Raw genomic sequence first — 15665 nt, 5'->3', positions numbered from 1 at the left:
TATATGTTAATTCTAATCTGATGCCTTTTTTAAAGTTAAAAAGGGTTTCTTACTTGGTTTAAAATTAGCCTCAATGATCCAAACCTTGGCATTATGGTCCAAACCAATATCAAAGCCTATAATGCTTTGTGATGGATAATAATCACTTAGTTGTTTTGCCGCCAATAAACAGACTTTTTTTATGCTCTTTATTAATTTATGAGTTGGAGTTGGCTTCAGGAATGTTTGTTCAATCGCTTTCTTAACTGGAAGTATTGTTCTGGAAACGTTCGTAACAACATAGTCTCTTTCAGCCACTACCGCCAGCATACAGCTTACTTTCCATAATAATTGTTTTTGTTTTTTTCTTTGTACAAGCACTTTTATATCAAACGGTCTTTTATTTATTTCAGCCAAACATATACGGCGTTGTACTAAATATTTTGATTGACGGATCATTTTTTTTAGTTGACCAAAGACAGCTCGCTTACCATCTAAAACGATTTTTTTGTTTTCATTTTGTAGCACATACCGATTCTCTTCTAATGGAGAAACTTGAATTATGCCGTATCCTGATTTACCGTGATACGGCTTAAGTATCACCGCTCCGTATTTCCTCATATATTCCCATAAAGACTTCCGTGAAAAACTTTGGGTTTCCGGCAAATACCGGTCAAGCTTACTCGTGCCTTTCAACACTTTGAATTTTGCCCACTTGTTTTGTGAACGATCCTTCATCTATTCATCCAACTTCACGTTAGAGATTTGCGCGGATAAATCGTACTGCATTTAATCCGATCATCTGAGCAGGTATGGAAGTATTGCCGTCAGGTAAAACAGGAGCGACGGAAAGATCGGCTACTTTAAGATTTTGGGTACCAAAGACATTCAGGAATCCATCAACGACTCCTTCTCGGATATTTTTCCCCATTCTACATTGTCCACCAAAATGGTCAAAATTCGCATAAGATGCCCTAACATAAGAAGCAAGCCGGTTTCGTTTATCTTCCTCATTCGGTAAATTGAATATATCCTCAGGAGGGAATACAACCTTAAAAATACCGTCTGGATCCAGAGCACGAGCCCTCATCATAATATTGAACGTTTCAATGTATTGATCCACCAAAAAAGTTAAGTCATCCGGATCTTCGAGTGGATTAAAGGAAACCGACGGATAAGCCTCGGGATCACTGTGTGCTGCCGTTATCGTGCCCTTACTTTTAGGGTTTAGATTAATAATTGAAATACTCATTATATTACTTGGTTTCGCAGGATCAAACTCCCAATTATTAATAAACACTTCCTGAACCGGGAGCGCCGCCGGTACCGGAATTCCCAGTAATTGGAGCCGGCGTCCTGATCCGTTATCCTTTTTAAAAGCGCCTATTGTTATCGGCTGGTCGGGGTCAGCAGCCAATACCTGCAGAAGCCGGTTTGTTTCTACTTCTACACCCAATCCAACAGAATGATGAGCCTGAAAATTGTGACCAACATTTGGGCTCTCTACCAATGTTGATATCCCTGCCTGCGCCAAATCAGCCGAACTGCCGATTCCTGAACGCTGTAGTATGACCGAGGACAAATTACCTGCAGAGATAATGATCCCTTTTCGGGCAAAAGCTGCTTGTGACAATCCGTCTCTGACAAATTCAACGCCGTTGGCAATCATCAGCCTGTTCTTTTTCTTGAATAAGACTTTGTTTACCGTTGTTTTTGCAAAAATAACCAATTTTCTCTGGCCAACCCCGAACTCATCCGGACGGAACTCATTGCCTTGAGTAACAATATTTCGATTCAAATACCCGGTTGCCGTAGATGAACGAACAAACATACCATCTACTTCTTTCTGAATAAATTGAGATTTGAAAAATGTACAATCCCTTATGCCTGTATTATAATCTTCGACAACCGGGATGCCTAAAACGTCTGATGTTGCTTCGGCTAATGTGCGAGTAAGCCCGTCATTCGGAATGATTTGTTGCCTGACAAAAATAGGACCTTTTGTCCCCCGGTCATTCGGACTTTGCGTAAGACCTGTATACGTTTCATTTTGTTTAAATAAAGAACGTACACTCTCATAACTCCACTGATCTCCGACGAGACTTGCCCATTCGTCATATAGGTTACGACTTCCGCGTACTGCATACATGAAATTATGTTGAGAACTTCCCCCAAATACTCTGCCGCCTTCTAATTTAAGCTGACGTCCAAGATTTTGCTCCAAGATGGAAAGAATGTTGAAAGACAGCTTATTATCACTGGCTAATAATAAAGCCTTCTCAACAGAAGGACTATCATTCATCATATTCGTTCCAGCTTCAAGAACGAGCACCGAAGTTTTTTTATTATCAGTCAGTTTTTTGGCTATTACTCCTCCGGCAGTTCCAGCACCAACCACGATATAATCAAAAGTATCATTTACAGGAGGCCGAATTCCCACTAAATCCACTTCCTTTTCTGAGTTATCCAACCAGGTTAATGATAATGTTATTACATTACAAGATGCTGCTCAGTGTTGAAGCGTTCTAAGAATTTCCGGTAACGTCATGTGAGTATCTTGCTGACGATATTGATTGAGATTTCACTCTTTATTGGTTGCGATACTTAAACCACTGCAACAGTCTATGTACGTTCGCACAGGGGAAACACGGTCTTTGCCTATTTAGTGGATATATGAACGCAAAAAGATCCCCCATGCGAAAGAGCACTGGGCTAGGATGGTGACTGTATTCCACAAATAATCGTATTCAAAGTGGGTTACCCAACGTTTCGGATCAAGCTTGCTAATTCACCCCATAGAAGCAGAGTTACTACTTTTTTGCATTGTTTTAAAGAGTGGAAGCAGCAAGGGCATAGCCACAATGGCTGGATACCGGTTAGCACAAACCTAGTCATTTTTAAATAAATTCCGTTTTTGGTTTTGTAATTTGAACTTCATTGTGTTTTAGTTTCTCATTGCCCAGTGTCAAAAAAGTGTAGTGGCAGCATTGGATTTATAAGAGTCTGTTGCTGCCATTTTTTTGAACCTATGGCTTAAACACTATTGGTACCGTAATGGCAGATATGGTTTCGTTAATTCAACGAAATCGTGCTAATGGCATGAATGAGCTGCACCCCAACTGTTAGATGGTGTCTAACAATGGGGGTGCAGTTTTTCACTGATTAAGGTCGGTAACGGTTCCTTGGCTTTTCCGCTGGCAGTCGTGCTCTGGACTTACATGCCTCCTGCTGCGGCTATCCCTTTGTAACGATGTGCAAGTGCTTTATGATAGTATTCGCATTCGGCATATTTATAAAATAGTTCAGGATTACCGGCACATGCCATTTTCATTCTCTCGCAGTGTTCTGCCATCACAAAATGCCGCCCTGCTTGATGTAATGGATTATTATGGTACGTATAGATATCACGGGTCATAGTTGCTGACAAAATAAACACTCCTTTTTTAGATGCAAATATTAGGCCATATTACAATATGATAAAAGCCCGTAAGCGGCACATGATAAGCGCCTAAGGAATCTGGAGATCATTAGTTTCAACCGCTTCTGGATGCCGGTGCCGGTCATCAATTCTTTCATTTTCTAATGGTCTACTCGATCAGGAGTCAAGATTCCAACTATACAAGAGTTTTCAACAAATGGAGTTCGTATATCGATGGGAGGATGGTACTTTCGATTTGAATGCTTTTGACTGATAGGTAGAGGCGCCCTTAGCACGTTTTGAGCTAAGGGTTTCATTTTTGTTATGAGCCTTTTCAAGCGATTGCTAGCGGTTTGCGCAGTATACTTAAGCGAGCAGCGGCTAAGTATGTGATATTATTCACATACTAGCCCGTTTTTAGCTTATTCAGAACGGTCACGTTGACGATGAATTTGTAGCCAATCACACGAACGGCTTTGAAGAGATGAAAGAGGTTGTGAAGGAATTCACACCAGAATATACAAGCGAGATCACAGGCGTTGCACCTGAGAAGCTCATTCGCGCAGCTGAAATATACGGCAAGGCGCCCAATGCGATTGTGATGTTTGCTCGCGGGATTGAGCAGCAGCACAAGGGAGCGGACAATGTCTCCGCGTACACGAATATGTGTCTGGTCACTGGCAAAATTGGCCGTCCGAAGTCTGGCGTTGCTACATTTACCGGACAAGGAAACGGTCAAGGTGGACGTGAGCATGGACAAAAGTCCGATCTGCTGCCCGGTTACCGCAAGCTGACCAACCCGAAGCATGTGGAAGAAGTATGCAAAGTGTGGGGGATTACTCCGGAAGAAATGCCTCAGCCAGGCGTCTCGGCTTATGAAATGTTTGAGCTGATGGAGCAGAAGACCATCCGCGGTCTGTACCTGCTCTGCTCGAATCCGGCTGTTTCTGCGCCGAACCAAAATTTTGTCCGCGAGGCGCTTAAGAAACTGGACTTTATGGTTTGCTCCGATATTTATTTATCAGAATCCGCCGAGTTCGCCGATGTTGTGCTCCCTTCTGTTACTTGGTCTGAGGATGAAGGCACCGTAACGAATTTGGAAGGCCGGATCATTAAAATCAATAAAGCGCAGCAGCCTATCGGCGAATCGAAGCCGGATTGGCTGACCGAGGTAGAGCTGGCCGAGCGGCTTGGCAGGGGGCAGTATTTCCGCCACCTGAAGACGGCCAGAGATGTAGCTGACGAATTTCGTCTTGCTTCTAAAGGCGGCTATGCCGATTATTACGGAGCGACATGGGAGAAGATCGAGAAGCAGGATGGCGTCTTCTGGCCATGCCGCAGTGAGGAAGATCCGGGCACGCCGCATATGTTCCTGGATCACAAGTTTTATCACGCAGACGGCAAAGCCAAGCTGTGTGCGCTCCCTTACAGGCCGCCGGCCGAGGAGCCTTGTGAAAAGTATCCGCTCCGCTTAACGACTGGCCGGGTCGTGTATCACTACTTGTCAGGCAATCAAACGAGAAGAATTCCGTTTCTGCGGGATATGTGCCCGGAGCCATACGTTGAGGTGCACCCTGAAACGGCTGCCAAATATAACATTCAACATGAAGAAATCGTTCGTTTGTATACTCGCCGCGGGGAGGCATTTTACAAGGTCAGAATCATCGAAGCGATTCGCAAGGATACCGTATTCGTTCCTTATCACTTCGGTCATGAACAGTCCATTAATCTGCTTACGATTCCAGCGCTGGATCCAATGTCCAGAATGCCTGAATTTAAAGCTTGTGCGGCCCAGATTGAGAAGCAGCCGGAGGGGATGAGCATCCGATGAAACAGTATCTGTATATTGAAATGGACCACTGCATCGGCTGCCGCAGCTGCCTGGCTGCTTGTACGCAATGCGGAGGGCATGATGAAAGGAACCGGAACTACGTATATGACGTGAATCCGCTGGTCACGCGGCAAACGATTCCGCTCATGTGCCTGCACTGCGTCAATCCTGCGTGTGCCCGAAGCTGTCCGGCGCAAGCAATCCAGATCACAGAAGAAGGCGCTGTGCTCTCAGCTCTGGTTGAGAAATGCATCGGCTGCCAGAACTGCACAATCGCTTGTCCCTATGGAATCCCCAAATTCGATGAAGAACAGAACCTGATGTATAAGTGTGACTTGTGCTATGACCGTACCAAAGAGGGCATCCCGCCGATGTGCGCATCGGTTTGCCCGACGAATACCCTGCAGTGGCTGACTGAAGAAGAGCTTGCTGCAAAGAAATCACTGCATCAGTTGGGTAAATGGACGGCAAGCCACCAGCCAATCGACCCGCTTGAAGGGGAAACCAATGTAAAGCTCAGCCTTCCGGGCATTCTGCAAGGAAAGCAAAAATTGTTCTAATCCACATGTAATGGGGTGAGCCTATATGGAACAAGACAAAAAGCGTGATAATAACCATAGTCCGTTTAATGAGGATAACTATACGCATAACATACATAAAAATAACGAAAGAAAGCTGGATCGGCGCGGATTTATGAAGACGCTGGCCGGGGCTGCGGGGGTTTTCGCCGTATCTACACTTCCCTGGGGAGCATTGGCGGCAAAAGAATTGGCAGGTTTAAAGAAGAAAGCATACCCCGAGCTAAAAATAACCGATATCTGCTCACTGAAGGTCGGCGACGCTGTGGAATTCGCTTATCCGGGAGAGCATGATTCAGCGCTGCTCATCCGACTTGGCGAGGATGAATATAAAGCCTATCAGAATGCATGTACACATCTGAAATGTCCCGTGTTCTGGAGCAAGGAACAGGACGAAATGGTATGCCCTTGCCACCATGGGATATTTAATGCCAGAACAGGGGCTCCAACCGCCGGCCCACCGAGAAGACCGCTGCCTGAAGTCCTGCTGAAGAAGGATCAAGGCGCGATTTACGCGATAGGAGTGAAGCGCTATGAAGCGTAGCTATGCAGGGGTGCTTCTTCTATGTGCAGTTCTGTTTCTGAATATTATCTGCACCCAGAAAGCAGTCAACGCGTACTATTTCGAACAATATCGTACGGTTATTATCTATGCAGCATGCAACATCCTGTTGTTTCCATTGGCTTTATGGATCTACCGTCGGGAGCGTGATACTCAATGAATGCAATCAAAAAAATGCAGCTGCCGCTGCAAACCGTTAGCTTAGTGCTTGGCTTCATGGTATGGGTGATTCTCTCTTCGTTAATGCCGTTTATTAAGGAATCGATCAAGCTGACTCCTTCCCAGCTGACATGGGTTACAGCCATCCCTGTCTTGTTCGGCTCAGTAATGAGGGTGCCTGTAGGGTATTGGACGAACCGGTACGGTGCCAGAAAACTATTTGCGATCAGCTTCATTCTTCTGCTGGCTCCTGTATATTGGGTAAGTCAAGCAGATTCCTTCATGGATCTGATTATAGGCGGCTTTTTCTTGGGTATTGGCGGAGCTGTGTTTTCTGTTGGGGTAACCTCTCTGCCCAAATATTATCCGAAAGAACGCCATGGCTTTGTTAACGGAATTTATGGGGCCGGTAATGTAGGTACAGCGATTTCGACATTCGGAGCGCCAATCGTTGCCAACCATCTGGGATGGTCAAAAACGGTCATGTTGTACAGCATCCTTCTTGTTGTCATGGCCGCTTTGAACTTTTTTGCGGGAGATCGTAAGGAACCACCTGTGAAAACCTCCCTTGTGGAGCAGATTAAAGGGGTTTCGGGAAATTCCAAGCTATGGTTCTTACGTTTATTTTATTTTCTTACCTTCGGCTCTTTCGTAGCCTTTACGGTTTATTTGCCCAACTTTATGGTCAGCAGCTTTCATCTTAACAAGGTTGATGCTGGCATGCGCACAGCGGGATTTATCGTTCTTGCCACGCTTATGAGGCCTGTTGGGGGATATCTTGGAGATAAATTGAATCCTTTCAAAATTCTTATGTTTGTTTTCGCTGGGCTAACTGTCGCCGGAATTCTGCTTTCCTTCGCTCCGTCCATGACTTGGTATACGGCAGGGTGTTTGACGATCGCATTGTGTGCGGGAACAGGTAACGGCACGATTTTCAAGCTCGTGCCCATGTATTTCTCAAAGCAAGCCGGTATTGCTAATGGAATCATATCAGCGATGGGCGGGTTGGGCGGATTTTTTCCTCCATTGATGCTAACATTCCTGTATAAGCTCACAGGTCACTACACCATAGGCTTTATGGCTTTATCCCAGGTGGCTTTAGCAAGTTTAATTCTCATTGTCTGGATGTTCTATCAGGAGGCGCTGGGACTTTCGTCCAAAATTATTGAAAATACGGTAGAAGGCATCATGGTTACCGATTCCAGCGGTAATATTCGTTCAGTCAATGCGGCATTTACTGAGCTTATGGGTTACGAAGCCGAAGAAGTCATCGGCAAAACACCAAGTTTATTGAAATCGGGCAAACAGGACCGCGGATTTTACAGCGCAATGTGGGATCAGATTCGCAGTCAGGGTTTTTGGCAGGGGGAGATCTGGAATCGTAAAAAGAACGGAGAAATCTATCTGGAGTGGCTCACCATTAGCGGGGTCAAGAATGAAGCAGGGGATATCGTCTATTATGCCGGAATGTTCAGCGATATTACCAAACAAAGGGGACTTAAGCAGGAAGGAAGAGGATGATGGCTAGCGAATTTGCATTGGATTTGTGTTTTATTCGCGAGCATGCGCAGCCCCCGTTTAGGACGGCGCTTGACCAACAGCTACAGGAACTCTTTGCCGGGCGGGGAAGCTGGTATATCGATTACCGGGAAGAAGACGGGCTCGATATTGCTGTCGCTGAAGTGAAGGGGCTCGGGATCTGGGAGTCAGAGGATGACCTGCTCCACTATATCGAAGATTTTAACGAGAATGACGCGTATTCCGCTTCCAGCTCTTGGAAGCATCTGCAGGGTTATCAACTGAAGGTAACACCAAAAGAGGATGCGGGCTGCTGCCGTGTAAAGACGAGGTGAACGTGGATGAAGTGGGATGAAAAGCTGTCATGCTGGCTAGGCTCAGAGATTGAGGTGCATATTGAGGATCAAGCAGGTTATGATCCCGTAGCGCCACCTAAAAAAATGACACTTGTCAAAATAAAAATGACCGATAACGATGAATACCTGAAAATTTATATGAATGAACATCAATTTCTTGCCATTCCCATCAAGGAGGAAGCATTGACCAGCCTTGTCACAACCGATCATGGCGCTGTGCTTTGTTCCTCCGATTTGGGTGCTCAGCTTGTATATAAAGTGCATTTTGGCCAATAGGTCCCCTGGTTGCATTCCTCAATATCATAATAGCGTTCCTTACCTACTGACCTCTTGAGGTCAGTTTTTTGTTGTTACATGCACACCTGAATAATGGATTATGGAGCTCAGGAAATACAGACTGGATAATATTTCCAGACCTATGCCTATCTAGCAGTATAAGCATTATGGTGTATAAAATATGAATAATCGCGGACATCTTGATTTTTTACCCTATAAACCCATATAATGGCGACGAGTTCTTCATAGCACATGAGAATTAAAGATCATGCACGGAAAAAGGGGATACTACATGATAATCAAAAAAAATATTTTCTCAAAAATCAACGCCGTTATCTTTATTTTTCTAATACCCATCTTACTCCTTTACGGATTATCGAATCAGGTTAGCGTTCGTGTCGTGGAAGGGCTCTTACAAAAAGAAAAAAGCAATCAGCTGGAGTTTTTCCGCAAACAATTGGATTCGATAGCTGTTAGCTTAGCTATGAATGCGATCACACTTACTAGAGATACAACAGTTCTGGGTATGGAAAGAACCCTATTGACCGGCAAACAACAGCTATCTAGTCGGATCGAATCGACCGTTCAGGAAAAATTGACTCTTCAGAGCTCCGCCAGCAGTTGGTACAACGATATCACACTGTACTTTCCCTCTGTTCAAAAAACTCTATCTACCACTTTTCGACAAATCCCTTATGATGAGCAGCAGCTAGACAAAAATATAAGAAATACCAGTTGGAGCTACAGATCGGATCCTGACCACCCAGATATGTCATCCTTTGTTTACTACGCAGGCGGGCCGATAAATGATAACGGGAAGCTGGATCAAAGCGTCGTTATTGTAGAAATGACTTTTTATGAGCAAAATATTACCTCTCTATTGGATCAGTTGAAGACGGGCAGCAAAGGCGATCCCTTCATGGTTGACCGACAAAATCATATCAGCTATAACCGAACCTCGGATACACAAACTACGGATGCGATCGTCGATTTTCTATTTCAAAATGCATTAGAGGAAAAGGGTGACTTTGTAACGGAAGTAGCTAAAAAAAGCTATATGATAAATTACGTCTATTCACAAGCACTCGGGTATTATATTGTCGATTACACACCGCTGGAGCAAATTTTAGCTCCCATCACCGAGATTCGAAACTTATTTTATGGTTTTATTATCCTCTTGCTAGCGGTAGGAATACTGACATCCTTCCTGCTGTATAAACATGTTCAGGCTCCTCTTCACGAACTCACCAGTGTATTAAAGAGATTTAAAAGCGGTGATTTTAACGTGAGGCTGAATCGTTGGTTTCATAATGAATTTGATTTTGTAGTTGTTCGATTTAATGATATGGCAGGGCAAATTCAACACCTGATTGAGGATGTATATGAAGAAAAAAACCGGTCTCGGCTGGCTACACTGAAGCAGCTGCAGGCTCAAATTAATCCGCATTTTTTGTACAACTGCCTTAACTTCATCATCAGTTCTGCCAGTCTTGGGCGCAATGAGCCTGTTATCGCCATGGCTTACAATCTCAGTGATTATTACCGTTATATCACCCGGCTGGACGATCCCCACTCCTGTCTTGGAGATGAACTGAAATTAGTGAAAAACTATTTGGAAATTCACTTGTTAAGGATGCAGCGGATTCAATACGAAATGATAATTCCTGATGAAATGATGAATTTGCGTATGCCAAGGCTCCTTATACAGCCCATTGTAGAAAATGCGATAGTTCATGGCTTGGAACCCAAGATGGGGGAAGGCGTCATTCAGATTACCGGAGAGCTTACAGAGGATTGCATTCGCATAAAGATCGAGGATAACGGCGTTGGCCTTACAGCAGACAGGCTGCGTGAGTTAATGGAAGAGCTTGATAGACCAATGGATGAAACAACCGGATATGGACTATGGAATGTGCAGCAGCGTTTGAAGTATTGGTTCGGTGAAGAAGCCGGACTGGAATTGCGACCATCATCAGGTCTGTCAGGACTTAGTGTGACTATTTACTGGAGAAAGGGGACTCAACATGATTCGATTGCTTCTCGTTGACGATGAACCCGTTATTTTGGAGGATTTGGCCTTATTTATAAGGAAAACTACAAACTTTGATTGCGTATATACAGCTGCCTCCGGGCAGGAGGCTGTGCAGGTCGTTGAGCAGTTCCCTGTCGATATTGTTGTCACCGACATTCGCATGCCGGGAATGACAGGGCTTCAATTTTGCGAGTATATCAAACAGAATCAGATAGATATCGAATGTATCCTTTTATCTGGCTATGCTGAGTTCGAATATGCACAGCAAGCGTTAAAAACTAACGCAGCGGCATACCTGTTAAAGCCGGTCAAGAAAGACGAGCTGCTGCAGACCATTCTTCAAACAGCTGAAGGATTACAACAAAAGAGGGCAGCCGTGGTCTCCAACAAAAAAGCGCAGGAAACGCTTCGTTCTCATATCGTGCGCTTACAAGCATCTCTACTGCTCGATGTTCTTAAAGGCGGAAAGCAGACCCCGGAGAAATTGACCGAAGAAATGGAAAGGTTAAGTATTCCTTTCTCATCAGGGGATAAGACAGCTTTGATGCTGTTAAGAATTGAAAATCGCTTTTTGGAATATGAGGAGCGGGACATTTCCTTGTTTGAATATGCAATAGTCAATATTGCAGAAGAAGTGCTGCGAGAGTTTTTTGAAGTCTGGTCCTGCAAAGACGACAGTCAATATCTGGCTTTCTTAGTAAAAACAAAAAACAATGATTTGCTGGATGCCTCCCGAATAAAACTGGAGCAGCTGATCCCGCAATTACAGCATTATATAACGATATACCTTCAAGGAAAAATCTCGGTCATCATCAGTGACTTTGAAGCTTTCCCCCAAGGTCTTACCGAGCTGTATCAAAAAGCTTTGATGCTGTTCAGAAGGCTGCCCGAAAGCGAGCAGGAGCTGTTTCATCGTCTGTGGGACCAACCGCCTCATACACCACTGCGGCCTCTTCAGCGGTTGTACGAACCTCCTACCGTTCTACAGCTGTTAGAGACGGGCAGGTGGCAAGATGCACAGGTGAGATTGAACTATATTTTTGAAGAGCTGAGCAGCAACGGAATGGACTCCGCTGAATATTTATCGGAAGTATATTTTGCTTTATCGAATGCCTACACCTATGTGATTCACATGTACGGGCTGCAAATGGCGGATGTGATAGAGGCGCCCTATATGAGAGGGAATAACACTCCTGCGTTTCGTACCGTGAAACTGCTTCATGATTGGGCGGTTCAGGTGCTGAATCGGCTTAAAGAACGCGTTGCTATTCGCGGTAATGTGAGTAAGAGTAAGAGCCCCCTTGTATTGCAAATTCATCAATATATCGAGCGACATCTCTCCGAGAATGTAACCCTGCAGGCGATCAGCGAGCATGTCCATCTTCATCCGTCTTATTTGTCGGCCGCGTACAAACAAGAAACCGGCGAGAACTTGAGCGAATATATATACCGGTACCGCATGGAGAAGGCTGCTTACTTGTTGAGAAATTCGAAGGCCAAAATCTATGAAATCTCCGCCATGCTAGGTTATCAATATACCCCCTATTTTACAAAACTGTTTAAAAGCTACTATAGCGTATCACCGCAAGAGTATCGCGGCATGTCGGGTCGGGAATAAATCGCAATCTTTAGATTGTCCTCTATGATCTTAAAATATCATCCGTTTTCGCCTCCCCCTATACAACCTATACTTTAGTTATGAATCGGAAATATCTCAAAACAAATAGGGGGACTCCAGTTATGAATCGCATAGTACTCGATACGGATATCGGAACGGATTCGGATGATGCCGTCGCACTAGCGCTTGCGCTAAGATCGCCGGAAATCAAGCTTGAAGGAGTTACAACCGTATACGGTAATGTACAAGTCCGTGCGGAAATTGCCAAGAAAATCATGGCCTTGTCCGGTAGCAGCGAGGTCGATGTGTATCCCGGGATTGTACAGACCCTACTACACAACCGTGAGGTGTTCTGGGCTGGGATTGAAGGAAAAGGGCTGGACATTGAAGACCGGGATAGGAACGACGGCAAGCATGCCGTTGATTTTATCATTGAAACGGTGATGAATAACCCGGGTCAAATTACTTTGGTGACCATCGGGCCGCTGACAAACATCGCTGCAGCTATCATTCGAGAGCCGCGTCTAGTGAGGCACGTCAAGGAAATCGTCATGATGGGCGGTGTCGTTCGGTTAGGCAGCATCGCAGCGGAGCTCCCTCCCATTGAGCATAATGTGAAATGCGATCCTGAAGCAGCGTCGCTGGTGTTCTCCAGTGGAGCCCCAATCCTTATGGTAGGGTTGGATGTGACCAGACAGGTTGCCATTACGAGACAAGATAAAGACGATTTGGCAGCCTCAGGGACCCCATTGGCCTTTACTTTGACCAAGCAAATTGAAGGTTATATGGATTACCGAAAGAGGGATTTCACATTTATGCACGATCCTTTAGCTGTTGCGCTGCTGATAGAGCGCCAGCTTGTAACGACCCGCAGGATGAGCATCCGCGTTGATTACGATCATCGACATCCGACGGGAATCACAGTTGGGGAGCTCAGTGCGGACGGGAATGTTGAGGTTTGCCTGGAAGTGGACCGCGAATCCTTCCTGACGCTGTTGAAAGAAAGAGTGTTTTGCTGATATATACGCATTAATAGAAGGGGGCTTTTACTTTGAAAAAAATACAAACTAGCGTCGTTTGTTCGCTTGCACTATTGCTCATTGCAGGATGCTCCGGGACCCCGGGCAAAAATACTCAGTCCGCCCAGCAAGAGGCTAGCTCTTCAGGCACGACAGAAATTTCGTACTTGGCTAATTCCATCTGGGAAAAGCCTATTAAGAAAGTTATCGAAGAGTTCGAGAAGGAAAATCCCAATATCAAGGTGAATCTGCAGCTCAGTCCTTCGACCAAACTGACCGAAACCATTGAAATTAAGCTTGCTTCCAAGGCACAGGATCTGGATGTTATCTCGGTCGATGTTCCGCTGACAATGGGCTATTCGTTAAAAGGTTATTTGGAGCCGCTCGATGCCCTGATAGGTGCTGACGCAAAGAAGAAATGGATAGCTTCGGCAACAGAGGCAGGCTCCTATCAAGGACAGCTAATGGCGGCGCCGATGAATACCTCCAGTGTCGTGCTGTTTTATAATAAAGATTTGTTTCAGAAAGCAGGCATTGCGTTTCCATCGGATCAGTTGGAATATCGGATGACGTGGGAGAATGTACTGGAAGTTGCCAAGAAATTATCCAAGGATACGAACGGCGATAATCAAAATGACGTCTATGGTTTCAGTTTCGATCAGGTTGGCAAGGCTTATCAGCTCATTGCACTTGGACAAAGTAAAAACGCGAAGGTGCTGAGCGACAACGGTCTAACTGCTACAGGATACACGAATTCACCGGAGATGGTGAGCGCGTTCCAATTCTACTCGGACCTGTTCAATAAAGAGAAGATTAGTCCAAAGATCAAGCGGGAGGAAGCTCTGGATTACTTTATTTCCGGAAAAGTGGCGATGTTCTTGGCTTCAACCCAGAATATGCCGCGAATTAAAGATGCCGGGATGAATTTTGGGATAGCTCCTCATCCTTATTTTGCCGGGGGTAAGATAGTAACACCTACAGGCAGCTGGCATGTAGGCGTCTCCAAATATTCGACGAGAAAAGAAGCGGCAGCCAAGTTTGTCAAGTATTTAACGTTAGGAAAGGGCTCGCAAATTTGGTTTGATGAAAATGGGGCGCTGCCGGCGAGCTTGGAGCTGCTGGATCAGATCGATAAAGACCCTAAATATAAAGAATTTCCCAATAGCATTATGAAATTAGCAGCAAGGGAAGCACGCGAAACAGCAGTTGCACGCCCCAAAACGCCAGGCTACTTGGAATGGGAAAACAATGTTAACAAGGCATTTGAGGATATAAAAAACGGATCCGATCCGAAGAAAGCGTTAGACGATGCCGCAACATTGGTCGATAGTCAGTTAAAGAAGTATCAATCTGTGGTGAAGTAAATAAGTGTTCTGGGGATGAGGGTGGGTAATCCCATCCCTTTATTCAGAACTATTGAACAAAAGATGACTGAAGGTGAATGACATCAGAATAGAGAGGATCACCCCTTATATCTTCTTATTTCCAGCCATGCTCGGATTGCTAATGTTTAAGCTGTATCCGGTGTTTAAGGGCTTGGAAGACAGCTTTTATGCACCTTCTTTTCTAAGCGACAGTGGAGCATTCATCGGTTTGAAAAATTATAGCTTTCTGCTCAGCGATCCGGTTTTTTGGAACTCTTTGAAAATTACGTTGTTATTCAATGTATTCGTCAATCCGATACAGGTCATTCTTGCTTTTATGCTGGCGTTATTACTAAATGCCAAGCTCAAGCATATCGGGCTGTTTAGAGGGATTCATTTTGTTCCCGTAGCCGTTTCGGTTTCTACCGCTTGTATTTTATGGAACATCATGCTGAGTCCTGAACAAGGAGTCGTCAACTCCATGCTGGTCGGCCTGGGCTTAGAGCAGCAGCCCTTTTTAACAGGTTCCAAACAAGCTCTTGCTTCAATCATCGGGATTGCAACATGGAAAGGTATCGGGTATTGGGCTATCTTTTTTCTTGCCGGGCTTCAGGAGGTTCCCGTTTCGTTATACGAGGCGTCATCCATAGATGGGGCATCGCGGTGGGAGCAGTTTAAACAGGTCACATTTCCAATGATGAAGCGGTCCATAACGTTTGTCGCTGTATCGGTAACGGTTTCCAACTTCCTGCTGTTTTCCCCCATGTATATTCTTACCCAGGGCGGACCGGAACACAGTACGAATGTCCTGATGCTGGAGAGCTACAACAGCGCTTTTCTTTACTCTGATTCGGGCAGAGCCTCAGCGATCGTTATTATTCTGCTCCTTTTAACTTTAAGCATCGTTGCTCTGCAATTCAAATTTCTTAGGGCCAAACATTAGAGAGGAGATTCC

General features: G+C 45.0%; 14 protein-coding genes and 1 pseudogene. 12 read left to right on the top strand and 3 right to left on the bottom strand.

Features of this window, described 5'->3' with window-relative positions; all coding sequences use genetic code 11:
* Positions 1-12: 12 nt before the first annotated feature.
* The 3 genes from ABEA66_RS15190 to ABEA66_RS15180 form a co-directional block, all read right to left on the bottom strand.
* Complete coding sequence (locus tag ABEA66_RS15190) at positions 13-717, bottom strand: YheC/YheD family protein (RefSeq protein WP_345588527.1); 705 nt, start codon at positions 715-717, stop codon at positions 13-15.
* A gap of 19 nt (positions 718-736) precedes the next feature.
* Positions 737-2419, bottom strand: coding sequence for a GMC family oxidoreductase (locus ABEA66_RS15185; RefSeq protein WP_345588525.1), 1683 nt, complete (start codon positions 2417-2419; stop codon positions 737-739).
* Positions 2420-3193: 774 nt separating this feature from the next.
* On the bottom strand, positions 3194-3406 hold the full coding sequence (locus ABEA66_RS15180; RefSeq protein WP_256865503.1) for a hypothetical protein: 213 nt from the start codon (positions 3404-3406) through the stop codon (positions 3194-3196).
* A 412-nt stretch (positions 3407-3818) separates the two neighbouring features.
* Here ABEA66_RS15180 and ABEA66_RS15175 point away from each other — a divergent pair.
* From ABEA66_RS15175 to ABEA66_RS15120, 12 genes and pseudogenes are all read left to right on the top strand, one after another.
* Positions 3819-5228 (top strand): annotated as a pseudogene (locus tag ABEA66_RS15175) (molybdopterin oxidoreductase family protein); the annotation flags it as partial.
* Positions 5225-5788: a 4Fe-4S dicluster domain-containing protein gene (locus ABEA66_RS15170; protein ID WP_345588521.1), complete on the top strand. Its 564-nt coding sequence runs from the start codon at positions 5225-5227 to the stop codon at positions 5786-5788. The pseudogene ABEA66_RS15175 and the gene ABEA66_RS15170, both read left to right, overlap by 4 nt.
* Positions 5789-5813: 25 nt before the next feature.
* Positions 5814-6350: a Rieske 2Fe-2S domain-containing protein gene (locus ABEA66_RS15165; protein ID WP_345588519.1), complete on the top strand. Its 537-nt coding sequence runs from the start codon at positions 5814-5816 to the stop codon at positions 6348-6350.
* On the top strand, positions 6340-6528 hold the full coding sequence (locus ABEA66_RS15160) for a hypothetical protein (protein ID WP_192704791.1): 189 nt from the start codon (positions 6340-6342) through the stop codon (positions 6526-6528). Before ABEA66_RS15165 ends, ABEA66_RS15160 begins: the two co-directional genes overlap by 11 nt.
* Positions 6525-8048 (top strand): MFS transporter, encoded by a 1524-nt coding sequence (locus ABEA66_RS15155; RefSeq protein ID WP_345588516.1) that lies wholly within the window; start codon positions 6525-6527, stop codon positions 8046-8048. The genes ABEA66_RS15160 and ABEA66_RS15155 overlap by 4 nt, the downstream gene beginning before the upstream one ends.
* Complete coding sequence (locus ABEA66_RS15150) at positions 8045-8380, top strand: hypothetical protein (protein ID WP_345588514.1); 336 nt, start codon at positions 8045-8047, stop codon at positions 8378-8380. The genes ABEA66_RS15155 and ABEA66_RS15150 overlap by 4 nt, the downstream gene beginning before the upstream one ends.
* Before the next feature lie 6 nt (positions 8381-8386).
* Entirely contained in the window at positions 8387-8677 is a 291-nt protein-coding gene (locus ABEA66_RS15145) for a hypothetical protein (RefSeq protein ID WP_345588512.1), read from the top strand.
* Between the two features lie 292 nt (positions 8678-8969).
* Positions 8970-10724 (top strand): sensor histidine kinase, encoded by a 1755-nt coding sequence (locus tag ABEA66_RS15140; RefSeq protein WP_345588510.1) that lies wholly within the window; start codon positions 8970-8972, stop codon positions 10722-10724.
* Positions 10702-12327, top strand: coding sequence for a response regulator (locus ABEA66_RS15135; protein ID WP_345588508.1), 1626 nt, complete (start codon positions 10702-10704; stop codon positions 12325-12327). Before ABEA66_RS15140 ends, ABEA66_RS15135 begins: the two co-directional genes overlap by 23 nt.
* 122 nt (positions 12328-12449) lie before the next feature.
* Positions 12450-13346, top strand: a complete 897-nt coding sequence (locus ABEA66_RS15130; RefSeq protein ID WP_345588506.1) for a nucleoside hydrolase — start codon at positions 12450-12452, stop codon at positions 13344-13346.
* Between the two features lie 32 nt (positions 13347-13378).
* Complete coding sequence (locus ABEA66_RS15125; RefSeq protein WP_345588504.1) at positions 13379-14710, top strand: ABC transporter substrate-binding protein; 1332 nt, start codon at positions 13379-13381, stop codon at positions 14708-14710.
* A gap of 73 nt (positions 14711-14783) precedes the next feature.
* Complete coding sequence (locus ABEA66_RS15120; RefSeq protein WP_345588502.1) at positions 14784-15653, top strand: carbohydrate ABC transporter permease; 870 nt, start codon at positions 14784-14786, stop codon at positions 15651-15653.
* Positions 15654-15665: the final 12 nt, after the last annotated feature.

It is taken from the genome of Paenibacillus vulneris (assembly GCF_039543185.1).
Classification (GTDB): domain Bacteria; phylum Bacillota; class Bacilli; order Paenibacillales; family NBRC-103111; genus Paenibacillus_S; species Paenibacillus_S vulneris.
Note: the sequence above shows the minus strand (reverse complement) of the source record. Positions and strands in the feature narration are given on the sequence as shown.